Source organism: Nocardia goodfellowii, assembly GCF_017875645.1.
Lineage (GTDB): Bacteria > Actinomycetota > Actinomycetes > Mycobacteriales > Mycobacteriaceae > Nocardia > Nocardia goodfellowii.
The window spans coordinates 3,108,067-3,132,283 of sequence record NZ_JAGGMR010000001.1 but is presented as its reverse complement, the minus strand read 5'-3'; the positions used below and the strand labels follow the sequence as shown (position 1 = coordinate 3,132,283).

The window sequence follows — 24,217 nt, the reverse complement described above, 5'->3', positions numbered from 1 at the left end:
ACCGCGCGGGTCAGGCTAGCGGTCCGTAGGACGCCACAACGATCAACAAGACCAGCAGCAGCGCCAGCACGAACAGCGCGAGCGCGATCCAGCCGAGCGCGCTGCCGGGCTTGCGCGGCGGGCGGAACATCGGGTGCGGGACAGGGTAATTGGGCGGGCCTAGGCCGGCCTGCGGCGCTGCGGACCTGGGCTGGGCCGACATGGGCTGGGCTGGCATGGGTTGGGCAGGCATGGGCTGAGCTGGCATGGGCTGGGCAGGCATGGGCTGGGCAGGCATGGGCTGAGCTGGCATGGGTTGAGCCGGCATGGGCTGAGCAGGCGGCATCTGCTGAGCAGGCGCAGGTTTCGGGGCGGCCTGGTACGCCGGAAAACCAGCGGTGAAAGGCGGAGTGAGCGGCCCGGTGACGGTGGGCGGCACCAGCTGAACCGGAGCGCTGAGCGCTTTCTTCGCCGCGGCGGCGAATTCGGCGCACGACCCGAACCGCTGGTCGGGCAGCTTGGCCATCGCGACCGCCAGCACCTGATCCAGCGCCGGATTCAGGCCGGGTCTGCGCACGCACACCGGGACCGGGGCCATCTGCAGGTGGCCGCGGATGATGTCGGCCGGATTGTCGGCGTCGAACGGGCCGATCCCGGTGAGCAGCCAATACAGGGCGCAGCCAAGGGAATACTGATCCGAACGGTGGTCCAGGGGGCGGCCGGTCATCTGTTCCGGAGAGGCGTAGGCGAGGGTGGCGGTGAACATGCCCGCCTGGGTCAGATGCGTGGAATCCTCACGCAGCCGGGCGATTCCGAAGTCGGTGAGGAAAACCCGCTCCCCGTGCCCGCCGCCTGCCTTCGCCAGCATGATGTTGGCCGGTTTCACGTCCCGGTGCAGCACGCCCATGCCGTGCGCGTAATCTAGTGCGCCCGCCACGCCTTCGATGATCTGCACGGCCCGATCCGGCGGCAGCGTCATCGGGTTGACCGTCGCGGCGTCCACCCCGTCGATGTACTGCATGGCGATCCAGAGTTGCTCGTTCTCGGAGCCGCGGTCATAGACGGCGACGATGTTCGGGTGGTCCAGGTGCGCCGCCAGGTCGGCCTCACGTTCGAAGCGGGCCCGAACTTCCGCGTCGGTGAACAACTCTCGGTTCAGCAGTTTCAGGGCGGTCTGCCGGAGCAGGCGCGGATGCCTGGCCAGATACACCGAGCCCATGCCGCCCTGTCCGAGCAGGCGTTCCACGGTGTAGCCGGCGAACACGTCACCGATGTTCAGCAACGCGACCCCCTTCCGGTAAAGACAGGAAGTCAGCCTACAAGGCGACCGCTCAGCTCCTGATTTCGAATTCCGCTCCGATATCAGGGAAACTGAGAGCGGGACGTCGATCCCAGTTGACTGGGATGATGTTCTCACCGGCCGGTGGCAACCGGGCGGGGTGCGGAGTAGTTGTGCACCACCAGGCAATTGATCATGCCGCGGTGGTGGGGAGGACACGGTAGTGAAGTCTGCTCGAACGGTTCCCGCGAGCCGGGTGGCCTGGCGTGGTCTGGCCGTCGCCGTCGCGGCGCTCGCCCTGACCTCCTGCGGCCTGGTCCCCGAACACAAGCTGCAAGCGGCGACGCCCAAGGTCGTGCTGCCCACCGACGGCATGTGGCGATCGGCCTGGTCGGCCGCTCGCTCGGAGTCGCTGGCCGCCGACTTCGCGCTGCTGCAACCAGCTTTGGGCGGCCGGGTCGGGTTGGCGATCATGCCGGTCGGCGGCGGCAAGATGACCGTGCTCGGTGACTGGACCACCGGCATCGCCTGGTCCACCATCAAGGTTCCGCTCGCCATCGCCGCGCTGCGCCACGATCCCGAAGGTGTGCTCAGCGAGGTCGAAGCCGCCATCACCTGGTCGGATAACGGTGCGGCGGACGCGCTTTGGGCTTCGCTCGGCGCCGGCGAGGAAGCGGCGAAGGCCGTCCAGCAGGTGCTCGACGAAGCCGGTGCCGACGACAGCGATACCGGCGCGCCGCACACCCGGCTGGAGCGGTCCGCCTTCGGCGCCACCGAATGGACGCTCACCGACCAGGTCAAGTTCGCTTCGAAACTGCCTTGCCTGGACCAGACCGACACCGTCACCAAGTTGATGGGCGAGATCACCCCCGAACAAGGATGGGGGCTGGGCAAACTCGACGACGTCGAGTTCAAGGGCGGCTGGGGCCCGGACGACGAAACCGGCATCTACACCGTCCGCCAGTTCGGGCTGGTGCCGACCAAGTCCGGCCGGGTGGCCATCGCCGTTGCCGCGCAAGCCGATTCGGGCACCTACGAGGACGCGACCGCCCTGCTGGACAGCCTCGCCGAGCTACTGGGCCGGCACCTCACCGAACTACGCGGCGGCAAGTGCCCGAAATAACGGTGCCGCGGTAAACCTGCCTAACCCGGCGTGACCAGGCCCGACTCGTAGGCGAGCACCACCGCCTGTGCCCGATCCCGCAGGTCGAGCTTCGAGAACACCTTGGAGACATGGGTTTTCACCGTCTGCTCGGCGACGAACAGGGCCTCGGCGATCTCGGTGTTGGACATGCCCTTGGCGATCAACTCCAGCACTTCCCGTTCCCGTGGCGTCAAAGAGGCAAGGGCCGGAGTGGGTTTCGCGCGTGTGTGGTTGCGGCGGCTGGTGACATCGGCGATCAGGCGGCGCGTGACGGTCGGCGCCAGTAACGCCTGCCCCTCGGCGACCACCCGCACCGCGCGCACCAGTTCTTCGGCGGGCGCGTCTTTGAGCAGGAACCCGCTCGCGCCCAAACTCAACGCCTCATAGACATAGTCGTCGATATCGAAGGTCGTGAGCATCAGCACGCGCACCGGCGGATCGAACCCGGCGGCCAGAATCGCGCGCGCGGCGTCCAAGCCGTTCATCTCGGGCATCCGCACGTCCATCAGCACTACGTCCGGGCGCAGCCGCTTTGCCTCCGCCACCGCGGCCTTCCCGTCCGGCGCGTCCCCGATCACACTGATGTCGGGTTGCGCGGCGAGCAGGGCGCCGAAACCCTGGCGAACCATCGCCTGGTCGTCGGCGATCAAAACCGTTATAGCCACCCGCTCACCTTAGCCGCGCGCACCCACTCACAACGCCCGTCCCCGCCCCGCGAACTATCGCGCGGAGCTGGCGCCTCGCGCCACGCTCAGGTGGACAACGGCGGCGCGCCCACCGCGAAGTCCGGGGTGGACAGCAGCGGTGGTCCCAGCGGCAGCCGGGCCTCGACTTCGTAACCGCCGTCCGGCCGCGGCGCCGCGGTCAGTTCGCCACCGGCCGCCAATGCGCGGGCCTGCATACCCGCGATGCCGTGCCCGCCATTGGCCGACGGGCGCGCCGGAGTCGTACCGGGGCCATTGCTGACCCGCAGCGCCAGGTCGACGCCGCTGACGAGCTCGACCCGGACCGGCGCACCCGGGGCATGCCTGGACGCGTTGGACAGCGACTCCTGAGCAATCCGGTAGAGCGCCAGTCCGGTGGTTTCCGGAACCGAGCCGAGGTCACCCTCGACCGTCCAGTCGATGTCGACGCCCGCCCGGCGCGCGCCCTCGAACAAGCCGAGCAGATCGGCGGCCTTGGGCTGCGGGGCGGTTTCCGGCAGCTGACCGTCGCTGCGCAGTACCCCGAGCATGCCGCGGATCTCGTTCAATGCCTCTCGTGCGGTCGCGCCGATGGAGTCGAACTCCTCGCGTGCGGCCTGCGTCACACCCTCCACCCGATACGGCGCGGTCTGCGCCTGCACCACCACCAGCGACATGTGGTGGGCCACCACGTCGTGCAGGTCGCGGGCGATGCGCGCCTTCTCCTCGAGGATCGCCCGGCGCGCACGCTCGAGTTCGTTCGCCTCCTCCTGCTGCAGCAGCTGCACCCGGGAGGCCACCAGCCAGCGGACCAGCAGCGCGACCAGCACCACCGCCGCCAGCCCGATCGGCCAGCCCCAGGCCGCGCCCGCACCCGGCCCCGGCATGGTCGTGGCGAACAGCAACGCGGTGCCCACCCACGCCACCGCGACCACCTGCATCGGCGCCCGCAAACCGACGGCGAACAGCAGGATCAGCAGGGCCAGCACGTGAATCACCTGGAACGGCATGTCATTACCGGGCTGATGCGGAATCGCCAGCGCGATGAGCAGCGCCGAACCCGCCGATATCGCCCAGCCCAGCGCCGCGTTCACGCGCACGAACAGCACCGGGAACGCGGCCAGCGCGGCCACACCCGGCTGCGCCGCGACCGGCACCACATGGGTGATGTGCAGCGTCGGCCACGCGATGACGAAGAAGACAAGAGCCACCGCCACGCTGCCGATATCGAACAACAGGCGCGGCGGCATGGACTTCGTCCGGGCACGGATTTGCTGCTTCATACCTATGACAGTAGAAACCCGCGGCGCGGACTGCGTCATACCGTCGGGTGAACCGCGACCCCATACCCGGGAGGGAGACCGCACACCCGCTCCCCCGCAGGCACGGGGCCCGAAACCGCACTTCGGCGTGAGGTGGGCGGGCGGAGCCGATTCCTAGCGTTACCGATCATGAGCTTCCCGACCACCGCACGGCAGGCCGGCGCTGAAACAGCGGCCGATGAGATGTCCCCCGCGAGCCCGTACCGCACCCTGCTGGAGCGGTGCGCCGCGGTGACCGCGGTCGCACTCACCACCATGGCGGCCACCGTCGCATTGGCGCCGGTCACCCATGCCGTGGTCGCGGCCGAACCGCGGAGCGAGAACGCCGCGGCAGCGGCGGCGGTCGTCGATCTCACCGCGGGCGGACCCGGCTCGGCCGACCGACTGCCCGCGGATTTCGCGGCGGTCATCGGGTACCGGCCGGGCATCGAGCGCGGCCTGCTGGTCAACCCGAGCGGCGACTGCTCGTCGCCGGTACCGCTGCCCGCGGAGTTCGAACTCGCTTGCAGAGCACACGATCTCGGGTACGACCTGCTCCGCTACGCCGACCGCAGCGGCGCGCCCCTGGGGCCTTGGGCACGGCAAGCGGTCGACGCCACCCTCGACCGTCGCATGCAGGAGTCCTGCACCTCCCGCGGCACCGCGATCAGCCGCGCCGAATGCTTCACCATGGCCGATGTCGCGGACGCCTTCGTCGACCTGAACTCGCGCCGGCAGGACTACGGCGCACCGGTCGCCGAATCCGGGCTCAACAGTTGGCATTTCGGAATTTTCGCGCTCGCCGGTCTCGGACTCACCGCCCTCCTCGCGCTCGCCCGGACGCTGTTCGGTGGCCGACTGCCCGCGTTGCGACGACCCCGCCTCGCACCCGTCGCCGCTGGTGCGACCGCATGAGCGGGACATCGCTGCCCGCTCGGACACACTGCCCGAGCCATGGTGCGCGAGCCGTCGCTCGGACAGCCCGGCTGAATCCACCGGCGGAAGTACCGGGACGGTCGATTCCCTGCCGGTAGCCGGTCCCTCGAACTCATTGCCTGCAGACACTTTTCAGGAGAATTCACGATGACGACCACCCTCGAAAGGCCCGATGCCGTCGGCGAAGTCACCGCCGGCCCCACGGCGCCCATGGGCAGGAACGAGCAACCGCCACACCGGGTAGCGGCAACAGCACGGAGGGTGCTGTCTGCCTCGCCCCGGATCGGTACGACCTCTGCCATCGGCATCGGAACGCTGGTTTCGCTGTCGCCGGGTCTGCTGCCGAGAACTCCCGGCGCACAAGCCATCTTGACCGCACTGCTGATCGCGATCGTGCTCGCGGTGGCAGGATTGTCCCGAATGATCCTCCGACGCCGCGATATCGATCTCAACCTGCGCTTTCCCGCCGCCCGCCGACCGCTGTTCGTGATCAACGCCCTACTGATCGTGGGCGCGGCCGCCCAGGCGGGACATTGGCAGAACGCACTGCGGGCCGCGATGGGGACGCCGCCGATCGGACCGGACTACTGGTTGCGGTGTGCCCTCGGCGCGGCAGCGCTCGTCGGTATCTGTACCGGGCTCGCGCGGGGATTCCGCTGGGTGCTGCGACGATTGGGGTTCGCGCGCAGTGTCGCGATGACTCTGGTGGCCGGGGTGGCCGGGTACGCGTTGCTGATGCCGAGTTTCGTCGGATGGCGGCAGAGCACGTATGTGGCGGCGAACGATCGCGTGGATCCCGCACTGGTGCAGCCGGTTTCCTTCACGAGGTCCGGCAGCGCCGATTCGGCGGTCAGCTGGGGCTCACTCGGAGCCGAGGGGCGCAAGTTCGTCTCCGGTCAGGCCGCGGGACCGGTCCGGGTCTATGTCGGAATGGAGTCGGCGCCCGACCTGGATTCCCGTGTGGCACTGGCGGTCCGGGAGTTGGAGCGGTCCGGCGGTTTCACCAGGTCCGATATCGTCGTCGCGGTCCCGACCGGCTCGGGCTGGATCGACGCCAACGCGATGAAGGGTCTCGAGCAGCGGTTCGGCGATGACGCCGCCGTGGTCGGTCTTCAGTACTCCTACGCGCCGAGCTGGGTGACCTTCGTCTTCGGCCGCGACGATGCCATCGCCGCCGCCCGCGCCCTGTTCACCGCCGTGGAGCAGCGCGTCGCCGAACTCGGCGGGAAGAACCGGCTGTTCGTCTACGGCCAGAGCCTCGGCGCGTACGGCGGCAGCTCGGTTTTCGCCGATGACGCCGACCAGGATCGGCGCACCTGCGCGGTCCTGTGGGCGGGACCACCCGCTGGTCACGTCCACCGATCGGGTGCGACCGTGCTGGCCAACAGCTCCGACCCGGTCGTGCACTGGTCGCCGACGCTGCTGTGGCGCGCGCCCGATCTCTCCGGAACTCGCGTGGACGCCCCTGTCCCGCAGTGGCTTCCACTCGCGAGCTTCGTCCAGACCACCGCCGACCTGCTCGCCGCGCTCGACGCACCCGCCGGGCACGGACACCGCTACGGCACCGATCAGGGCACCGCCCTCGGGACCTGCTGACCGTTGACGCAGCCTGAAACGTGTTCTAGTTTTCTCGCATGGGACTGACCATCGACGCCACTGTCTACATCGACGCCCCCGCCGACGTGGTCTGGCGGGTGCTCACCGACTTCGACCACTACGGCGACTGGAACCCCTTCTGCCTCGAGGCGAAGACAAGCCTGATCCCCGGCGAACCGATCGACATGCTGGTACAACTCGGCCCCAAACGTCTGCGACAGCGGGAATACGTGCGCAGCCACACCGCCGGCCGCGAATTCAGTTACACCATGAAGCCGGTCCCACCGAACGCCCTGCACAGCCTGCGCTCGCACACCGTCACCGCCGTGACACCCGACCGCACCCGCTACGAATCCCACTTCGAACTCAACGGCTGGCTCAACCCGGTGGTCCGCGCGGTCCTCGGCAAGCACCTCCGCAACGGGTTCGAAGGCATGACCGCCGCCGTCCAACGCCGAGCCGAATCCCTGCACGCCCACTGACCCGTCCCGCCCGTGGAGCACCGTGTGACACGTGCCACATCGGGAATCGAAGGTCCGATTTCGGAGGTTGTGCGGGCGTGTCCGGCCGACGCCGGACGGGCTTCCGACAGAATGGATTTCGCCGTGCGTACTGTTCGCGCCCTCGTGGCATCGCTGCTCGTAGTACTGCCGATCGCCGTGGGCACGGCGGAAGCGAAGCCGCCCGAGCCGCCCGGCTGGAGCAGTGCGTGGACGACCGCTCCGCACCGGCCGAGCAAAGCCTTCCTGCCCACCTGGTCCGAGGCGGGATTCTCGAATCAGACGCTGCGCCAAGTGGTCCGGGTGACCGAGGGCGGGGCCGCGACCCGCGTGCAGTTGACCAATCGGTACGGCACGGCACCGCTCGCGGTGGCGGGTGCGACCATCGCTCGTACCGCGCCGGACGGTGGCATCCGGCCGGAGTCCGTGCTCGATTTGACCATGGGTCTGGCGCGGTCGTTCCGCATTCCGGCGGGCGCGGACGTGGACACCGACCCGGCACCGCTGGCATTGGCGCCGATGGAATCGGTGACGATCACCCTCTACCTCGCCGAACCCACCGGACCGGCGACCATGCACGCCCAGGCCGCCGCCACGAGCTATCGCGCGGCCGGTGATCACCGCGCCGATCCGTCCGGCGCCGCGTTCACCGAGACCACCCACTCCTGGTATTACCTGGCCGGAGTGGAAGTGCTGAACCTGGCACCGCGCCGCGCCGGTGTGGTCGTGTTCGGCGACTCCATCACCGATGGCGTCGGCTCGACCATCAACGCGGACAACCGTTTTCCCGACGAACTGGCCGAGCGCTCGGCCGCGGCGGGCAACGCACGGGCGGTGCTGAACCAGGGCATCGGCGGCAACCGGGTGACGGTGGACTCGTCCTGGCTGGGCGACAGTGCCCGCACTCGATTCCAGCGTGATGTGCTCGACCAGCCGGGCGTGGGCACCGTCATCATCCTGGAGGGCACCAACGACATCGGCCTGAGCAGCGCGGAGCCCGCCTTCGATCCGGTGCCGGTGTCGGCCGAACAGCTCATCGCCGCTCACCGCGAGCTGATCCGCCGCGCCCACGCCGCCGGACTGCGCGTCATCGGAGCGACCCTGCTGCCCTTCGGCGATTCCCCGTATTTCTCCGCCGAGGCGGAGGCCAAACGCCAAGCCCTCAACGAATGGATCCGCACCGCGGGCGAATACGACGCGGTAGCCGACCTCGACACCGCCCTCGCCGACCCCACCGCCCCGCATCGCCTCAATCCGCCCTACGACAGCGGCGACCACCTCCACCCGAACGACGCGGGCTACCGCGCGATGGCGGACGCGATCGACCTCTCCGAGCTCCGCTAGCCCACCGAGTGCCCTGCTGAGGTTCAGGCGCGAAAAGCAGTGAGCGCTGCGGCCAGGACGACGTCGGCGTAGGCCTCGTCCAGGCCGCGCGCATGTGCGCTCCGCGTGCTGCGCTGGGTGCTATCGGCATGTGGCGACTGCGGCAATTACGAGACGTAACGTCTCGTCTTGACAAGTAGGGTTCTGCTTGGCATTGTTGGTTCAAGCGAGACGAACCGTCTCGTAACGAGAGGAGTAACCATGACCCGCACCTGGTTCATCACCGGCGCCAACCGCGGTCTCGGCCGCGCGTTCACCACCGCCGCCCTCGCTCAGGGTGACCGGGTCGTGGCGACCGCTCGCGATCCGCGGACCATGAGCGATCTACCCGACGAGCGACTCACCGTGCTGCCGTTGGACGTACGCGACCGCGAGCAGGTATTCGCCACGGTCGGAGTTGCTTTCGCGAAGATGGGCACCATCGATGTCATCGTCAACAACGCCGGCTACGGGTTGGTGGGGGCCGTCGAGGAGCTGAGCGAAGCACAGATCCGGGACCAGATGGACACCAATTTCTATGGCGCGCTCTGGGTTTCCCAGGCCGCGGTGCCGCATCTGCGCGAACAGGGCTCCGGTCATATCGTGCAGATCTCGACGGTCGGCGCGGTCGGCAGCCTCCCGCTGTTCGGCTTGTACAACGCGAGCAAGTGGGCCCTGGAAGGCTTCAGCGCCTCCTTGGCCGACGAACTGCGGCCGCTCGGCATCCACGTAACCCTTGCGCAGCTGGGCGGTTTCGACACCGACTGGGCGAAATCGAGCATGAAGTTCGCCACCGGACTTCCGGCCTACCGAGATCTGCGCACCGGCATCCTCGGCATGACGGACTACCCGGACCCGGCCGCGATGACCGCCGTGGCCGACGATACCGAGCCCGCAGCAGGCGAATGGGTCGAAGCCGCACCGGAAGTCGCGGCGGAGGGCCTGCTGGCGCTGGTGAACACGGCCAATCCACCGGTACGGAAGGTGATCGGCCCCGGCGCACATCAGATGGTCGCCATGGCCTTGGATCAGCGCCGCCAGGACTACCTGACAGACCCCGAATTCATCTGGCCCGCATAGGTTTTCCTACGACGAAGCGGACCGGCGAAGTCGTTCGACTGCACCGGTCCGCTCACGATCTCGCGGTCAGGCGATCGCGCCGCGCGCCGCCTCGTACGCCGTGCCGACCCGGTACAACCGATCGTCGGCCAACGCGGGGGCCATGATCTGGAATCCGACCGGCATTCCGTCGTCCTTGCTCAGCCCCGACGGCACCGACATCGCCGGATGCCCGGCCAGGTTGGTGGGCAGGGTGCACAGGTCCGAGAGGTACATGGCCAGCGGGTCGTCGACCTTCTCGCCCAGTTTCCACGGCGTGAACGGACTGGTCGGCGAGACCAGCACGTCGACCTGCTGGTAGGCCTGGTCGAAATCACGCGTGATCAGCGTGCGCACCTTGAGCGCCTGGCCGTAGTACTCGTCGTAGTATCCGGCCGACAGCGCGTAGGTGCCGATCATGATGCGCCGCTTGACTTCCGGGCCGAAACCGGCGGCGCGGGTAGCGGCCATGACCTGCTCGGCGCTGTGCCTGCCGTCGTCGTCCACGCGCAGGCCGTAGCGCATCGCGTCGAAGCGCGCGAGATTGGAGGACACCTCCGACGGCATCACCAGGTAGTACGCCGACAGCGCGTACTCGAAGTGCGGGCACGACACCTCGATCACCTCGGCGCCGAGCTCCTTCAGCACCGCGACCGCGGCGTCGAAGGATTCGAGCACGCCCGGCTGATAGCTGTCGGAGTGCAGTTCCTTCACCACACCGACTTTCAGCCCGCTGAGATCACCCCTGGCACCTTCGCGTGCCGCGGCGACCACGGCCGGGACCGCCACCTTCCGCGAGGTGGAGTCGCGCGGGTCGTGCCCGGCGATCACCTCGTGCAGCAGCGCGGTGTCGAGCACCGTGCGGCCACACGGGCCACCCTGATCCAGCGAGGACGCGCACGCGACCAGACCGAAGCGCGACACCGTGCCGTAGGTGGGCTTGGTGCCGACGGTCGCGGTGACCGCGGCGGGCTGGCGGATGGAGCCGCCGGTGTCGGTGCCGATGGCCAGCGGGGCCTGGTACGCGGCCAGCGCCGCCGCCGAACCACCGCCGGAACCACCGGGTATGCGGGTGGTGTCCCACGGATTACGGGTCGGGCCGTAGGCCGAGTTCTCGGTGGAGGAGCCCATGGCGAACTCGTCCATATTGGTCTTGCCGAGGATCGGGATACCGGCCGCGCGCAAGCGGGTGGTCACCGTCGCGTCGTACGGCGAGACCCAGCCTTCGAGGATCTTCGAGGCACAGGTGGTGGGCATGTCCGTGGTGGTGAACACGTCCTTGAGCGCCAGCGGGACACCGGCCAACGCGGAGGCGGGCGCCTTACCGGCGGCCAGGTCGGCGTCGACCCGCTCGGCGGCTTCGAGTGCCTTGTCCCCGGCAACGTGCAGGAAGGCGTGGATCTCACCGTCGGATTCGGCGATGCGATCCAGATGCGCCTGCGTGACCTCGACGGAGGTGACCTCGCCGGCATGGATCTGCTCGGCGAGCTCCGCGGCGGTGCGCGTGGTCAGGTCGGCCCCGCCCGTCGCCCGCGATGCTGTACTCATTCGCCCTCCCCCAGGATCTGCGGAACCATGAACCGCTGCTCTTCCACCGCGGGCGCGCCCGACAGCGCTTCCTCGGGGGTCAGGCTCGGCCGGACCTCATCGGGCCGGGTCACGTTCGTGGCCGGATTCGGCGACGAGGTGGGCGGGACGTCGGCGGCGGCGACCTCGTTGATGGTCCGTACGTGACTCAGGATCGAATCCAGCTGACCGGCGAACTGATCCAGTTCGGCCTCGGACAGCGCGAGCCGGGACAGCCGGGCGAGGTGAGCTACCTCGTCGCGGGAGATGGCGGGCACCGCAGGACCCCTTTCGGCATGTTGAGCATGATGAATCGGCCAGACGGTAGCCTACCGACCCGCCGACGCGCCGCGCCCACCGCAGCCCGGGCCGTGGTCTCGCCCGCCTCGGCGGGCTGCGCCGCCCGATCCGACACACCCGCCCGCCTAACGTGACACGCCGCCGCGCCGCCAAAACGCCGGGTGGCGTTGGTCACTGGAGGCTGTTCGACTCGATAACTGTCGTCCCGGGGTGTAAGTATTGCGAGACCCGGGTAACCGATCACCAGGCTCGGCCGGCCCAGAGGGAAAGGAACGCGCGTGTCTTATCTGCTCCGCGTGCAACTTCCGGATCGCCCGGGAAGCCTCGGCGCCCTGGCTCTCGCACTGGGTTCGGTGGGCGCCGACATCCTCTCCCTCGACGTGGTCGAGCGCGGGGCGGGCTTCGCGATCGACGATCTCGTGGTGGAGGTGCCGCCCGGCGCCCTGCCCGACACTCTGATCACCGCCGCCGAATCCATCGGTGACGTGCTCGTGGATTCGATCCGCCCGTATTCGGGCGTGCTCGACACCCATCGGGAACTCGAACTGATCGATCAGGTCGCCAGCGCGCGCGACGACCGGATGCAGGTCCTGGTCGACGGTGCGCCGCGAGTGCTGCGCGTGGGCTGGTCGACGATTCTCGATATGGGCCCGCAAGGCGCCTACCGTGTGGTCGGCAGCCAGAGTGCCCCGCAGACGCAAGCGGCGTCGGCCCCGTGGATGCCGCTGGAGAAGCCCTCGGTGCTCGATGCCGAGGCCGAGTGGGTGCCGCAGATCTGGCGCGACATGGACACCAAATTGGCCGCCGCGCCGCTCGGCAATACCGGGAAGGTGCTGATGCTCGGCCGTCCGGGCGGCCCGGATTTCCGGCCGTCCGAGGTCGCGCGCCTCGGGTACCTCGCCGGGATCGTCGCCACCGTCCTGGGCTGAATCCAGGTGCGGCTCAGCGGAGTTGGAGCCGCAGCACGCGCAGTTCTTCGCCCGAGGGCGTACGCCAGTCACGTTCGGGGACCGAGACGAAACCGAACCGGTCATAGAGCCGGCGGGCGTCGGCCATCGCGGGCATGGTGGTGAGCGCCACCGCCTCGAACGATTCCGCCGCCGCGATATCGAGCACGGCCCGGAGCAACGCCGTACCGGCACCGTGACCGCGCGCCCGTTTGGACACCGCCAGCATCCGGAACTCCAATTCACCCGGGCGGGCGATCTCGGCGTACGGGGTGCCGGGCCGGGCCACGGTGACCGAGCCGACGACTCGATCGCCGTGCATGGCCACCAAGATCTGCGCCGCGGCCGCCCGTCTGGCGGTGTCGGCCAGTTCCTCGACGTACAGGCTGTCCGCTTGGACGTACCCTTCGCCCACGTAGACGTCGACGGTCAGTTCGCCGATCGCGTCGTATTCGTCCGGGCTCGCCGTCCGGATGACGACCGCGGAGTCGTATGCACCCATACCGGGCATATTGCCACCGGTGCCAGTGGCGCTCGACGCGCGCCTACCCCCACAGGGACCGGGCGCCGGGGTGCACGGGCTGCCAGCGGTCCGGTTTTCCGGCCGGGTAGACAACCGGGATGAATTCGCCCACCGTCGGCCACTGGTTCACATCCCACACCCAGCGGCCGTAGACGACCGTCTCCGAGACCGACGGCCCGCTCAGGTTGCCGGTGATGGTGACGAACTCCTCGGTCCCCTCCAGCGGGCGCGGACTGATACCGGTGACATACACCGAGCCGTTTTCCGGCTGCGCGATCCGCGCCGCCCCGCGACCGCGCAGCAACGGCACCACGAGGGCGGCCAGCGCGACCACCATGACCACGAGGAAGACGAACTGCAGCATGCCGTTCATCCTAGTGAGCGCCGCTACAGCACGGCGAGCTCGCTCGCGCCCTGATCGGTGCGGCGCACCTGCCAGACCGCGGTCCGGGTGCGCTGCGAACGGCCGTTGCCGCGATCGATGAGAGCACGGTTGTTGGTGGTGTAGATCAATTGCGCGCCGCGGGAATTGGTTTCCGGGTTCTGGAACAGCTGGATCAGGCGGTCGGCCTGCTCGGCGGGCAGGTGCGCGCCGAGGTCGTCGACGGCGAGGACGCGGCCGGCGTCGAGGGCGTCCAGCATGGCCGGGAGCAGCCGGAGCAGCGACAGCGTGGCGGCGGATTCATCGGTGATATCGAACGGTGTGCCGATGCCCTCGTGCACCAGATTCAGTCCGGCGCCGCGGCGGGCGACCATCCGGGAATACAGTGCGTCGCGGGCGGCACGAAGGTTGGTGAGTTCGCGTTCCAGCAGCAGCGGGGTGAATCCGTTGGCGCGCAACAATTTTTCCGCGTGCCCCGGCGAGGTGGCGCACAGGTCGACCTGTTCGGCGGTAGCGGCGATATCGGCGTCGAGCTCGCGCAGATAGTCCGCGTACATCGGATCATGGTCGGCGACAAGCAGATCCGTGATACCCAGGTCGGCGGTCCGCAACAGCAGGAGCAGCCGGGCCGCGTTCTCCGCGGATCGCGAGACGTGCCCGCCCAGACGATGCGCCACCTCCGACGGCTCCGGCGCACCCAGTTGCACCTCCAGCAGCGAGGAGAACCACCGATAGGCGGGCACCAGAGCCTCGGCGTACATCTGCCCGGCCAGGCTGAGCAGCAACGCGTTCGGGCGCACCAGCGGCACCAGCGCGGCGATCCCGTAGCGCGCCGCCTCGAACATCGGCCCGACCTTGATCTGGTCCCCGTTGCGCTCGAACACGATTCGCTTCCGGTTGCGCGGATGCGTGTGCAGCCACTCCGCCGTCACGTCGGCGTTGTCCAACCGGAAACCGTAGGTATAGGGCACACCCTCGGCGACGAACGCGGCCACGAATTCCGTTGGCCGGTCCGGGAATCCGAGGTGCGGCGACCGCACCGGTCCGGCATACGGATCCCACCCGGTCACCGAGTTCAGCACCGCGTCGCGCATCTGCCCCAGCGCATCGATCAGGCTGGACTTTCCCGCCGCCGGCACACCGTGCACCGCGGTCACCGGCACAGCCACCGGCCCACTCCCCCGGTACAACCGCAGTTCCTGCCGCTCGGCCAGCGACCGATGATTCTCCACCTGAAAACTCCGCAACACGGTGTCATCCTTGCCTGCCCGCGGCGCGTCCGCGACACCGACGCCCTCGGAAGGGGCCGCGCCCGCGCGGCGGCGATAGCCGTAACGCATAACGGAAGTGCGGACAAGGTGGGCACGGCGCACTAGCATGCTGGGCGCAGTAGTTGCCGTGTGCGATGCGGTGCGAAAGTTTCGAGCGAGTAGGTAGCGATGGAAATTTCAGTACGGCGGATAGCACTTCGGAGTGCGGTTATCGCCGCGATGGGTCTCGGATCGGTGGTTTTCGTCCCGGAGGCGGTGGCGGGAGCACCGTGTCCCGACGGTACGGCGCGGATCTTCTTCGAAGGCGGAGACAATCACTGCCAGGCGGGTTCGGCGAGTTTCTCGTCGCCGCGGTGGGTCTCCAAGGTGTGCTCGGTGGGACCGGTGCGGGTCAACGTGCACGTCGAATACGCCGGGCGCAAGGCCAAGCCGATCGACCGGGAACTCGGTCCCGGGCATTGCACCCAGATCCCGCTGCCCGCGCAGACCTCGGCGTCGGTGGTACTCACCCCGGTGTAGGACCCTTCAGCGCAGCAGCAGCGCGCTGTCCCCGAACTCGTGCCAGAGGTAGCCGGTGTCCAGGGCCGCGGCGTAGGCGTCGCGAACCACCCGTTCGCCCGCTACCGCGACGAGCAGGTCGAGGTGTGACGCACCCGGGGCGTGCCAGCCGGTGATCAGTCCGTCGACGATCCGCGCCGGATTGTCCGGGCCGAGGACCAGTTCGGTCCAACCCGCCGCCGGACGAACTCGCCCGGCTGGGTCTGCGGCCGATTCCAGAGCGCGGGTCACCGTAGTACCGACCGCGATGACCTGTCCCCCTGCCGCTTTCGTGTCGTTGACCAGGCGGGCCGTGGCGGCGGGTACCGCAAAACGTTCCGGGCTCGGTGGTTCGCCGGTTTCCGGCGAGGACACCCCCGTGTGCAAGGTGATCGGTGCCACGCCGATTCCCGAGGTGAGCAGATCCACCACCAGCCGGTCGGTGAACGGCCGTGCTGCGCTGGGCATTTCCGCACTGCCCGGGATGCGGCCGAATGCGGTCGTGTAGTAGGACGCGGACCAGCGTTGCGGCACATAGGAATAGGTGATCGGATATCCGTGGGCTCGCATGAGCTGGTGCGGATCCACCGTGAGTTCAGCGATCCACAAGCGCCGTGCCGGTGCGAGCCAGGGTGCGCGCAGGGTGGCCTGTGCGCCACCGGGGAGCCGGACGCGCGCGCCCGCCGCGAGTTCGCGGTGCGGGAACGGGATCCGTTCCGGCGCGCGGAGTTCCACGACCCAGCGGCCGTCATCCAGCCAGGTCGAAAAGTGCAGCGCGACGGCACGGTCGCCGAGAAATCCGTCCACCGCGGCGGGCAGGGTGGCCGAATTGTTCACTATCACAAGGTCCCCCGCCCGCAGATACCGCGGCAGTTCGTGGAACCGGGCGTGGGTCAGCCCGTTCCGCGCCACCAGTAAGCGCACCTCGTCGCGAGCCAGACCGCGTGCCTCCGGTGGTTGCGTCGCGTTGCGCTCCGGCGGCAGCACGAAGGCCCGCTCCGCCATCGACAGCGTCATCGCACGCCTCCGCCCGTGTGCTCCGGTTCGGCAGCGAAGTCGGCGGCGGTGTAGCGCGCACTCTTGGGGCGCTGGGCGATCAGGCGAAGCAGTGCGGGCACCACTGTTTCCGGGGCGGGACGATCGGAGATGTCGTCGCCCGGGAAGGCGGCCTGATGCATCTCGGTGCGCATGTCGCCGGGGTCGAAGGAGTAGATCGACAAATCGGGATGCTCGGTGGCCAGAATCGCGGTGAGGTGGTCCAGCGCCGCTTTGGACGAGCCGTAGCCGCCCCAGCCCGGATACGGTTCGACACCGGCGTCGGAGCTGATGTTCACCGCGACGCCGCCGGGTCGCAGCAGCGGTAGGACGAGCTGCAAAATCGCCAGCGGTGCTGACATATTGGTGCGGTAGACCTGCTCCAGGGCATCGAGCGGATATTCCGCGAGGACCGGCATGGGACTCGGGCCGAGCGCACTGGCGTTGTTCACGACCAGGTCGAGTTGGCCGAGGGCAGTGGCGGATTCGGCCAAACGCGCCCGGTCCGCGGCGTCGGTGACATCTCCGGCTACGGCGATGAACGCGGTACCGAGTTCCGCTCGAACGGTGTCGAGTCGGTGCTCCCGTCGGCCCGTGCCGATCACCCGCCAATTCCGGCGGACGAGTTCCCGGCTGAGCGCCAGCCCGAATCCAGCTGACGCACCGGTGATCAGAGCGTTGCGTTGGTGACTCATGGATACCTCCTGGTAGTCACCAACCATCGTGTGACCTGAACAATGGTTCAGGTCAAGGGAGAGTCACCGGACGTTGCCTACCCGCATCGCCCTTCGCGACGGCCTGCTCGGTTCGGCCGCGCACCCGGCCCCAAGGTTTGACGACACCCAGGACGGTCGCGATGGTAAGCGCGGTCAGTGACACCGCGGGCGGGAAGAACAACTCCGACACCTGCGCCGGATCAGGCGCGCCCGTCAGCAGTTCCCGGCCGTACCGCCCGACCTCAGCCATGCCAGGGCGGAGCGCCACCAGGATCAGCGCGCACAACGCCACATTGAGCACCAGCTTGACCAGCACCCACCAGTAGCGAACCAAACCCCATTTGGTCCCCAACCCGAGCAGCAGACCCGAGGCCAGGCACACCAGCGCGGAAACCAGCATCGGCCACACCACGAACGCCGAAAGCGCTTGATACGCAAGGCTTCTCAGCTCGCGTCCGGAACCGAACCGTCCTACGGTTACCAGCACGGCGACAATAACGTCGATCCCGATCCACGCCCCCGCCGCCACCAGATGAACGATCAACGTGGCCTGCCGCCACCGGCGATTCAACTTCCACATGCCTCCCAGACTCCCGCCCCACCGCGCCCCTCGAATCCGGCTGGCGGCGACAGCCCACATACGCACCGAGGCGTAGCAGCCGAACACCGAACACCGCACTCACACAACCGGGCCGGGGACGATCCGAACAAAGCTGAGCCCGGCGGAGGTCCCGCACAAGGGGACGACGACATCGGCGACCGGCTTTGCGCCGCATCACGTCAGGCCGCCGAGGTCCGCCAGCACAGGCGTCCCGCCGATCAGGCCACCGTCCGACTTGGATTGGAGGCCATTTCGCGCTACGACTGGTTAGCCAAGAGCAGCGACGCCTCCTCCCCCGGCACGGAGCCAGGAAGACCTGAGTCCGCCTCACCAGCCCATAATTCGAGTCCGCATCCGACGCCTGTTCAGCCGCGGTTCGACTAAAGCTATGTCGCCTTGCGGCCAGGCCAATTCTGCACCTGTGCCCCACCGAAGAGCCTCCGGTCCCGTGGGTAAGTCACATCGCCCCCGGGAGAGCTACTCGTCCACCGATGGCGGAGTGACGGCCTCCGGACCTTCGGCCAGGAGGCGGCGGAAACCGTCCTCGTCCAGGATGGGCACGCCCAGTTCCTCGGCTTTGGCGGCCTTGGTGCCGGGTGAATCGCCGATGACCACGAACGCCGTCTTCTTGGACACCGAACTGGCCGCCTTGCCGCCGCGGACGAGGATCGCCTCCTTGGCTCCGTCCCGGGTGAAGTTCTGCAGCGAGCCGGTTACCACGATGGACAAGCCCTCGAGGTTGCGCTCGATCGATTCGTCGCGTTCGTCCGCCATGCGGACGCCGGCGGCGCGCCATTTCTCGACGATCGCGCGATGCCAGTCGACGGTGAACCATTCGGCGGCCGCGTTCGCGATGGTCGGGCCGACACCGTCGGCGGCTCCGAGCTCGTCCGCCGACGCCGCCATGATGCTGTCCATGCTGCCGAATTCGGCGGCGAGGGCGCGGGCCGCGGTGGGGCCGACGTGGCGGATGGACAAGCCGACCAGCACCCGCCACAGCGGGCGATCCTTCGCGGATTCCAAATTTTCCAGCAGCCGTTTGCCGTTGGCGGACAGCGTGCCGCTCTTGTTGACGAACAGCGTGGTGTTCAGCAGCGCGGGTTCGTCGAGGTCGAACAAATCGCCCTCGTCGGAGATCGCGCCGGATTTGAGCAGGTCGACCGCCGCTTCGTAGCCGAGTGCTTCGATGTCGAACGCGCCGCGGCCCGCGACGTGGAAGACCCGCTCCCGCAACTGCGCCGGGCAATACTGCTGGTTGGGGCAGCGGATATCGGCATCGCCCTCTTTGGCGGGTGCGAGTTCGGTGCCGCATTCGGGGCAGTGCGTCGGCATGACGAATTCGCGTTCGGCCCCTGTGCGTGCGTCGACCACCGGGCCGAGCACCTCGGGGATCACATCACCGGCCTTGCGAATGGTGACCGTGTCACCGATCAGCACGCCCTTGCGCTGCACCTCGGACGCGTTGTGCAAGGTGGCCATCGCGACCGTGGAGCCCGCGATCGAGACCGGCTCCATCACCGCGAACGGCGTAACCCGACCGGTACGACCGACATTCACCTGGATGTCGCGGAGCTTGGTGGTCGCTTCCTCCGGCGGATACTTGTAGGCGATGGCCCAGCGCGGCGCCCGCGATGTCGACCCGAGGCGGCGCTGCAGGGCCATCTCGTCGACCTTGATGACCTGGCCGTCGATCTCGTGCTCGATATCGTGACGATGCTCGCCCCAGTAAGCGACTCGTTCGATCACCGCGTCGATGCCCTGCACCAGCCGGGTGTGCTCGGACACCGGCAGCCCCCACGCGGCGAGCGCCCGGTAGGCCTCGTGCTGCGAGGTCGGCGCGTACCCTTCGATGCGGCCGAAGCCGTGGCAGATCATCCGCAACCGACGGCGCGCCGTCACCGACGGATCTTTCTGCCGCAGCGAACCGGCCGCCGTATTGCGCGGATTGGCGTACGGCGGTTTGCCGTCGGCGACGATGGACGCGTTCAGCGTCTCGAAATCCGCCAGCCGCATGTAGGCCTCGCCGCGTACTTCGAGCAGCGCCGGGACGGGGAATTCCGCGCTGGGTGTCAGCTCGCCGGGGATGTCCTCGATGGTGCGCGCGTTCAGCGTCACATCCTCGCCGGTGCGCCCGTCGCCGCGGGTGGCGCCGCGCACCAGCTTGCCGTTCTCGTAGACCAGGTTCAGCGCGACACCATCGATCTTCACCTCGCACAGATAGTGCAGGTCGGATCCGGTCTCGGCCTCGACGCGGGCGGCCCAGGCGCGCAACTCGTCGAAGTCGAAGACATTGTCCAGCGACAGCATTCGCTCCAGATGGTCGACCGCGGTGAAATCGGTCGCGAAGCCGCCGCCGACCATCTGGGTCGGCGAATCCGGCGTCCGGAGATCCGGATGCCGCTCCTCCAGCGCTTGGAGCTCGCGTAGCAGCGTGTCGAATTCGCCGTCGGAGATGATCGGCGCGTCTCGCACGTAGTACCGGAACTGATGCTCGCGCACCTCATCGGCCAACTGCTGCCATTGCACGCGCAGCGCCGCCGACGCCTGCGCGGGCGCACTGTCACCGGCGGGGTTCTGGAGGGATTCGACACTGTCACTCACACCAGGAACCCTAGCCCACCCCACCGACACATTCGGGCACGTCAGACGGCCTTGTCAGCGACTGGACCGGCCGAGCGGCGCCGCTCAGGCGTCGTCGCGGCGGCCGGAATTCCGGTAGTCGTCCGCGTGCTCTTCGAGCGCCTCGGCGCGTTCGCGCTGCCGTTGGTCTCGGTCGTCGAAGCTCAGCGAATCCGGGTCGTCCGCGAACGCGCGCGCGACGTCGTTGGCCAGGTGCAGCGCACGGCGCGCCCAGCTCGCGGACGCCGCGCCGAGGCCGCAAGCCGGGGAAACGAGGATCTGGGTGGACAGGGTGCCGCGCGCGAACCCGAGGCGGTCGATCAGCCGGACCGCGGGTTCGGCGATATCGCGCCAGGTCGGCGGTATCGCCGGAGCCGTGGTGGGCACCAGCCCGAGCACCAATTGCTTTCCGGCGTCGAGGGTTTCACCGATCCGGTCCAGATCGCGGGTCGCGATGGCGGTGATGTCGAAGCCGATGGCGGCGGCCGCGCTGCCCCGCAGGAAGCCGATCGCCGGCGGGCTGGCACAGCTGTGTACCAGGACAGGCGCGGATTGCGCGGCGATCACGGCGTCGAGGACGGCGAGCGCCTCGGGCTCGGGGACCGCGCGCACCGTGTTCAGAACGCTCACACCCCGCAGCGAACCGTTCAGTACGTCGGTCAGCGACGGTTCGTCGAGCTGCACGACAACGTCCGCACCGAGCCGCTTACGCACCTCGGCCACGTGCGTACGCAGGCCCTCGGCGAGGGATTCCGAAAGGTCGCGCACCGCACCGGAATCGGTGAGGATGCGATGCCCGCCTGGCAGCTCCACCTGGGCGGCCAGCGTCAACGGACCGGCGACCTGCACTTTGACCACGCGGCCGGTTCCCGCCGAACCCGTTGTCTCCCAGACCTCTTCGAGCGCATCGAGGTCCGCGCGCAGCAGGTCACGAGCGCGGCGCGATACCGAACCCGGGCGCGGGGCGAGCCGATAGCCTCGGGCGCTGGTGTCGAATCGCATGTCCACCAGCAGCGCGGACACCCGGCCGAGCATGTCCGCGCCCACCCCGCGCTCCGGCAATTCGACCAGATGCGCCAGGTCGGGCAGCTCACCGGCGATGATCGCCGCCGCCTCACGGGGGTCGGTGCCCGGCCAGGACCCCACCGCGGTCGCGATACCGCCGGGCAACAATCTCGATGTGCCCGTTGCGGTTACATCGGTTCCAGTTTCGCTCACTACGCCCTGCCCAAGTCGGTATTCGCTGAACGGAGCGCCGAGTGGCGCACCGCGGCGGGACCACCCGGCGTCTGCCGCAACCGTGTGCCACTCACCTGTCGTACCGAACCAGCCCGGGTGCGCCGATTCGCCGGAATCACTGTGCGGCGGCGCCGGTTTCGCTGCCGACGGCGCTGTGGTCGCGTTCGGTGCCGCTGATGGTGCCGCTGCCGATCACCTCGTCGCCCGCGGTGTCGGGGCGGTACAGCACCACCGCCTGACCCTTGGCGACGCCGGTGAGCGGTTCCCGCAGGCGCACGACCAGACCGTCACCGACCGCCTCGGCGACCGCCGGTGCGGTGCCCCCGTGCGCACGCACCTGCGCGACACACTCGATCGGGCCCTGCGGCGTCACGCCGGAGGTCCAGATCGCGCGGTCGGCCAGCACGGTCCACACCTGCAGGTCCTCGGCGGAACCTACACGGACAGTGCCGGATTCGGGATCGATACCGGTGACATACCGGGGCTTGCCGTCGGCGCCGGGCCCCGGCAGCCCCAGCCCCTTGCGCTGACCGATGGTGAAGCCGTGCACACCTTCGTGTTCGGCGAGCTTCGTACCGTCGGCGTCGATGACCGCGCCGGGCCGGATGCCGATCTTGGCGCCCAGGAACGCGCGGGTGTCCCCGGAGGGGATGAAGCAGATGTCATGGGAGTCGGGCTTGTTCGCGACCGCGAGCCCGCGCTCGGCGGCTTCCTCGCGGATCCGCGGCTTCGGGGTGTCACCCACCGGGAACATGGCCCGCGACAGCTGCGCCGCGGTGAGCACCGCGAGCACATACGACTGGTCCTTGTCCGCGTCGACCGCACGGCGCAGCACGCCGTCTTCGAGCCGCGCGTAGTGGCCGGTGACCACCGCGTCGAATCCGAGCGCCAGCGCGCGATCGGCCAGCGCCGAGAACTTGATCTTCTCGTTGCAGCGCAGGCACGGGTTCGGGGTCTCCCCCGCCGCGTACGCCGCGACGAAGTCGTCGATCACGTCTTCCTTGAAGCGGTCCGCGAAATCCCAGACGTAGAAAGGGATTCCGAGCACGTCGGCGGCGCGGCGGGCATCGCCGGCATCCTCCTTCGAGCAGCAGCCGCGGGAGCCGGTACGCAGCGTCCCGGGGTTCGCCGACAACGCCAAATGCACCCCGACCACCTCGTGCCCGGCATCGACGGCGCGTGCCGCCGCCACGGCCGAATCCACACCACCGCTCATCGCCGCGAGTACCCGCATCACACACCACCTTTCGCACCGGCAAGACCAGCCGCTCTGGCTCGCTCCACTACCTGGGGCAGGACCTGCACCAGGGCATTCACATCGGCACGGGTCGAGGTGTGCCCGAGCGAGAAGCGCAGCGATCCACGCGCCTCCCACGGCTCCACGCCCATGGCGATCAAGACATGACTGGGCTCGGCGACGCCCGCGTTGCACGCCGAGCCGGTCGAGCACTCGATTCCGGCGGCATCCAGCAGCATCAGCAGCGAATCGCCCTCGCAGCCAGGGAACCGGAAGTGCGCGTTGCCGGGCAGCCGAAGCGCGTCGCGTGGTCCGTTGAGGACCGCCTCCGGCACCGCCGCCCGCACCCGTTCGATCAATTCGTCCCGCAACGCGGCCAATTCAGCGGCGCGCGTGGGCAATTCGGTCACAGCCTGATGCAGCGCGGTGGCGAAACCCACCGCCGCCGCGGTATCGGAGGTACCCGAACGCAGATCCCGCTCGTGCCCGCCACCGTGCAGCAGCGGCACGCAGGGCACCTGCCGGCCCAGCAGCAGCACGCCGACCCCGTGCGGACCGCCGATCTTGTGACCGGCGAAACTCGCCGCCGACAACCCGCTCGCCGCGAAATCGATGGGTAGCTGGGCCGCCGCCTGGACCGCGTCGCTGTGCATCGGAACACTGAATTCTTGTGCCACGGAAGCCAATTCGCGGATCGGCTGGATGGCGCCGACCTCGTTGTTGGCCCACATGACGGTCACCAGCGCGACCTCGTCGGCCTGCTCGGCGAGCGCGGCCCGCAGCACCCGCGGGGCCACGACCCCGTCGGCGTCCACCGGCAGCCACGTCACCCGCGCGCCCTCGTGCTGTTCCAGCCACTCGATCGCGTCGATTACCGCGTGATGCTCGATGGCGGAGCTGATGATCCTCGTGCGCCGCGGTTCAGCGTCTCGCCGCGCCCAATAGATGCCCTTGATCGCCAGATTGTCGCTCTCGGTCCCCCCGGAGGTGAAGATGACCTCCGACGGCCGGGCGCCCAGATCGGCGGCGATGGATTCCCGCGCCTCTTCCAGCATGCGGCGGGCCGCCCGGCCCGATCCGTGCAGGGAGGACGCGTTCCCGGGTAGTGCCAGGGCAGCGGTCATCGCCTCGATAGCGGCAGGCAGCATCGGAGTGGTGGCCGCATGATCGAGGTAGACCGTGGTGGGCGCAGCACCGCCCGATAGAGCCGACGTCATGACCGACAAAGCCTATACCACCACTGACCTGGTCATCTTCGGGGTCCACCCCTGCTTTCTACGATTTTTCTACGATTTACCCACGACCCACAACACGTGTATCACCTATATCTATTCCTGAATCGGCTCCGAGATGGGTCGCGAGAGGG

Annotated in this window: 23 protein-coding genes; 8 read left to right on the top strand and 15 right to left on the bottom strand. The window is 68.7% G+C overall.

Features of this window, described 5'->3' with window-relative positions; all coding sequences use genetic code 11:
- Positions 1-10: 10 nt before the first annotated feature.
- Positions 11-1,261, bottom strand: a complete 1,251-nt coding sequence (locus BJ987_RS14110; RefSeq protein WP_209889319.1) for a serine/threonine-protein kinase — start codon at positions 1,259-1,261, stop codon at positions 11-13.
- A 220-nt stretch (positions 1,262-1,481) separates the two neighbouring features.
- On the opposite strand from BJ987_RS14110, the gene BJ987_RS14105 reads away from it, so the two are divergent.
- Entirely contained in the window at positions 1,482-2,381 is a 900-nt protein-coding gene (locus tag BJ987_RS14105) for a serine hydrolase (RefSeq protein ID WP_209889317.1), read from the top strand.
- Between the two features lie 20 nt (positions 2,382-2,401).
- On the opposite strand, the gene BJ987_RS14100 is transcribed toward BJ987_RS14105, so the two are convergent.
- Together BJ987_RS14100 and BJ987_RS14095 are read right to left on the bottom strand one after the other, a co-directional pair.
- On the bottom strand, positions 2,402-3,067 hold the full coding sequence (locus tag BJ987_RS14100) for a response regulator (protein ID WP_194814781.1): 666 nt from the start codon (positions 3,065-3,067) through the stop codon (positions 2,402-2,404).
- 86 nt (positions 3,068-3,153) lie between these two features.
- Positions 3,154-4,368: a sensor histidine kinase gene (locus BJ987_RS14095; protein WP_245365956.1), complete on the bottom strand. Its 1,215-nt coding sequence runs from the start codon at positions 4,366-4,368 to the stop codon at positions 3,154-3,156.
- 168 nt (positions 4,369-4,536) lie between these two features.
- Between BJ987_RS14095 and BJ987_RS14090 the strand changes: the two genes are divergently transcribed.
- From BJ987_RS14090 to BJ987_RS14070, 5 genes are all read left to right on the top strand, one after another.
- On the top strand, positions 4,537-5,301 hold the full coding sequence (locus tag BJ987_RS14090; RefSeq protein ID WP_209889314.1) for a hypothetical protein: 765 nt from the start codon (positions 4,537-4,539) through the stop codon (positions 5,299-5,301).
- A gap of 168 nt (positions 5,302-5,469) precedes the next feature.
- Positions 5,470-6,918: an alpha/beta-hydrolase family protein gene (locus BJ987_RS14085; RefSeq protein WP_245365955.1), complete on the top strand. Its 1,449-nt coding sequence runs from the start codon at positions 5,470-5,472 to the stop codon at positions 6,916-6,918.
- A 38-nt stretch (positions 6,919-6,956) separates the two neighbouring features.
- Complete coding sequence (locus tag BJ987_RS14080) at positions 6,957-7,400, top strand: SRPBCC domain-containing protein (RefSeq protein WP_209889312.1); 444 nt, start codon at positions 6,957-6,959, stop codon at positions 7,398-7,400.
- A 123-nt stretch (positions 7,401-7,523) separates the two neighbouring features.
- Positions 7,524-8,762, top strand: a complete 1,239-nt coding sequence (locus BJ987_RS14075) for an SGNH/GDSL hydrolase family protein (RefSeq protein ID WP_307869602.1) — start codon at positions 7,524-7,526, stop codon at positions 8,760-8,762.
- A 240-nt stretch (positions 8,763-9,002) separates the two neighbouring features.
- Positions 9,003-9,860, top strand: coding sequence for an SDR family NAD(P)-dependent oxidoreductase (locus tag BJ987_RS14070; protein WP_209889309.1), 858 nt, complete (start codon positions 9,003-9,005; stop codon positions 9,858-9,860).
- A 66-nt stretch (positions 9,861-9,926) separates the two neighbouring features.
- On the opposite strand, the gene gatA is transcribed toward BJ987_RS14070, so the two are convergent.
- Together gatA and gatC are read right to left on the bottom strand one after the other, a co-directional pair.
- On the bottom strand, positions 9,927-11,426 hold the full coding sequence (gatA, locus tag BJ987_RS14065; protein WP_209889306.1) for an Asp-tRNA(Asn)/Glu-tRNA(Gln) amidotransferase subunit GatA: 1,500 nt from the start codon (positions 11,424-11,426) through the stop codon (positions 9,927-9,929).
- Positions 11,423-11,722, bottom strand: coding sequence for an Asp-tRNA(Asn)/Glu-tRNA(Gln) amidotransferase subunit GatC (gatC, locus tag BJ987_RS14060; protein ID WP_209889303.1), 300 nt, complete (start codon positions 11,720-11,722; stop codon positions 11,423-11,425). The genes gatA and gatC overlap by 4 nt, the downstream gene beginning before the upstream one ends.
- Before the next feature lie 300 nt (positions 11,723-12,022).
- Here gatC and BJ987_RS14055 point away from each other — a divergent pair, with 300 nt between their 5' ends.
- On the top strand, positions 12,023-12,673 hold the full coding sequence (locus BJ987_RS14055) for an ACT domain-containing protein (RefSeq protein WP_209889301.1): 651 nt from the start codon (positions 12,023-12,025) through the stop codon (positions 12,671-12,673).
- A gap of 13 nt (positions 12,674-12,686) precedes the next feature.
- Here the strand turns inward: BJ987_RS14055 and BJ987_RS14050 are convergent, their stop codons facing one another.
- Genes BJ987_RS14050 through BJ987_RS14040 form a run of 3 tightly spaced genes read right to left on the bottom strand, consistent with a single transcriptional unit; the run spans position 12,687 to position 14,846 of the window.
- Complete coding sequence (locus BJ987_RS14050; protein ID WP_209889299.1) at positions 12,687-13,193, bottom strand: GNAT family N-acetyltransferase; 507 nt, start codon at positions 13,191-13,193, stop codon at positions 12,687-12,689.
- Between the two features lie 43 nt (positions 13,194-13,236).
- Complete coding sequence (locus BJ987_RS14045) at positions 13,237-13,578, bottom strand: hypothetical protein (RefSeq protein WP_245365954.1); 342 nt, start codon at positions 13,576-13,578, stop codon at positions 13,237-13,239.
- Between the two features lie 23 nt (positions 13,579-13,601).
- Positions 13,602-14,846, bottom strand: coding sequence for an AAA family ATPase (locus BJ987_RS14040; protein WP_209898338.1), 1,245 nt, complete (start codon positions 14,844-14,846; stop codon positions 13,602-13,604).
- Positions 14,847-15,035: 189 nt separating this feature from the next.
- Between BJ987_RS14040 and BJ987_RS14035 the strand changes: the two genes are divergently transcribed.
- Positions 15,036-15,386 carry a hypothetical protein gene (locus BJ987_RS14035; protein WP_209889295.1) on the top strand — a complete coding sequence of 117 codons (351 nt, stop codon included), beginning with the start codon at positions 15,036-15,038 and terminating at the stop codon, positions 15,384-15,386.
- A 6-nt stretch (positions 15,387-15,392) separates the two neighbouring features.
- On the opposite strand, the gene BJ987_RS14030 is transcribed toward BJ987_RS14035, so the two are convergent.
- The 7 genes from BJ987_RS14030 to BJ987_RS14000 all read right to left on the bottom strand — a co-directional run bounded on the left by BJ987_RS14030 (position 15,393) and on the right by BJ987_RS14000 (position 24,068).
- Positions 15,393-16,421 carry an S-adenosylmethionine:tRNA ribosyltransferase-isomerase gene (locus BJ987_RS14030; protein WP_209889294.1) on the bottom strand — a complete coding sequence of 343 codons (1,029 nt, stop codon included), beginning with the start codon at positions 16,419-16,421 and terminating at the stop codon, positions 15,393-15,395.
- Positions 16,418-17,134, bottom strand: coding sequence for an SDR family NAD(P)-dependent oxidoreductase (locus BJ987_RS14025; RefSeq protein WP_209889291.1), 717 nt, complete (start codon positions 17,132-17,134; stop codon positions 16,418-16,420). The genes BJ987_RS14030 and BJ987_RS14025 overlap by 4 nt, the downstream gene beginning before the upstream one ends.
- Before the next feature lie 52 nt (positions 17,135-17,186).
- Complete coding sequence (locus tag BJ987_RS14020; protein WP_209889288.1) at positions 17,187-17,735, bottom strand: hypothetical protein; 549 nt, start codon at positions 17,733-17,735, stop codon at positions 17,187-17,189.
- Positions 17,736-18,233: 498 nt separating this feature from the next.
- Positions 18,234-20,288: an NAD-dependent DNA ligase LigA gene (gene ligA / locus BJ987_RS14015; protein ID WP_245366967.1), complete on the bottom strand. Its 2,055-nt coding sequence runs from the start codon at positions 20,286-20,288 to the stop codon at positions 18,234-18,236.
- Positions 20,289-20,441: 153 nt separating this feature from the next.
- Complete coding sequence (locus BJ987_RS14010; RefSeq protein WP_372446861.1) at positions 20,442-21,593, bottom strand: methionine synthase; 1,152 nt, start codon at positions 21,591-21,593, stop codon at positions 20,442-20,444.
- A gap of 136 nt (positions 21,594-21,729) precedes the next feature.
- Positions 21,730-22,848 carry a tRNA 2-thiouridine(34) synthase MnmA gene (gene mnmA / locus BJ987_RS14005; protein ID WP_209889283.1) on the bottom strand — a complete coding sequence of 373 codons (1,119 nt, stop codon included), beginning with the start codon at positions 22,846-22,848 and terminating at the stop codon, positions 21,730-21,732.
- A complete protein-coding gene (locus BJ987_RS14000) occupies positions 22,848-24,068 on the bottom strand; it encodes a cysteine desulfurase family protein (RefSeq protein ID WP_209889280.1) in 1,221 nt (406 codons plus the stop codon). The genes mnmA and BJ987_RS14000 overlap by 1 nt, the downstream gene beginning before the upstream one ends.
- Between the last annotated feature and the right edge of the window lie 149 nt (positions 24,069-24,217).

Excerpts from the sequence above, each read along its gene's own strand:
- BJ987_RS14095 (WP_245365956.1), bottom strand. The coding sequence starts at position 4,368 with ATGAAGCAGCAAATCCGTGCCCGGACGAAGTCCATGCCGCCGCGCCTG.
- BJ987_RS14090 (WP_209889314.1), top strand. The coding sequence starts at position 4,537 with ATGAGCTTCCCGACCACCGCACGGCAGGCCGGCGCTGAAACAGCGGCC.
- BJ987_RS14085 (WP_245365955.1), top strand. The coding sequence starts at position 5,470 with ATGACGACCACCCTCGAAAGGCCCGATGCCGTCGGCGAAGTCACCGCC.
- BJ987_RS14080 (WP_209889312.1), top strand. The coding sequence starts at position 6,957 with ATGGGACTGACCATCGACGCCACTGTCTACATCGACGCCCCCGCCGAC.
- BJ987_RS14070 (WP_209889309.1), top strand. The coding sequence starts at position 9,003 with ATGACCCGCACCTGGTTCATCACCGGCGCCAACCGCGGTCTCGGCCGC.
- gatA (WP_209889306.1), bottom strand. The coding sequence starts at position 11,426 with ATGAGTACAGCATCGCGGGCGACGGGCGGGGCCGACCTGACCACGCGC.
- BJ987_RS14050 (WP_209889299.1), bottom strand. The coding sequence starts at position 13,193 with ATGGGTGCATACGACTCCGCGGTCGTCATCCGGACGGCGAGCCCGGAC.
- BJ987_RS14045 (WP_245365954.1), bottom strand. The coding sequence starts at position 13,578 with ATGCTGCAGTTCGTCTTCCTCGTGGTCATGGTGGTCGCGCTGGCCGCC.
- BJ987_RS14035 (WP_209889295.1), top strand. The coding sequence starts at position 15,036 with ATGGAAATTTCAGTACGGCGGATAGCACTTCGGAGTGCGGTTATCGCC.
- BJ987_RS14030 (WP_209889294.1), bottom strand. The coding sequence starts at position 16,421 with ATGACGCTGTCGATGGCGGAGCGGGCCTTCGTGCTGCCGCCGGAGCGC.
- BJ987_RS14025 (WP_209889291.1), bottom strand. The coding sequence starts at position 17,134 with ATGAGTCACCAACGCAACGCTCTGATCACCGGTGCGTCAGCTGGATTC.
- BJ987_RS14020 (WP_209889288.1), bottom strand. The coding sequence starts at position 17,735 with ATGTGGAAGTTGAATCGCCGGTGGCGGCAGGCCACGTTGATCGTTCAT.
- mnmA (WP_209889283.1), bottom strand. The coding sequence starts at position 22,848 with ATGCGGGTACTCGCGGCGATGAGCGGTGGTGTGGATTCGGCCGTGGCG.
- BJ987_RS14000 (WP_209889280.1), bottom strand. The coding sequence starts at position 24,068 with ATGACGTCGGCTCTATCGGGCGGTGCTGCGCCCACCACGGTCTACCTC.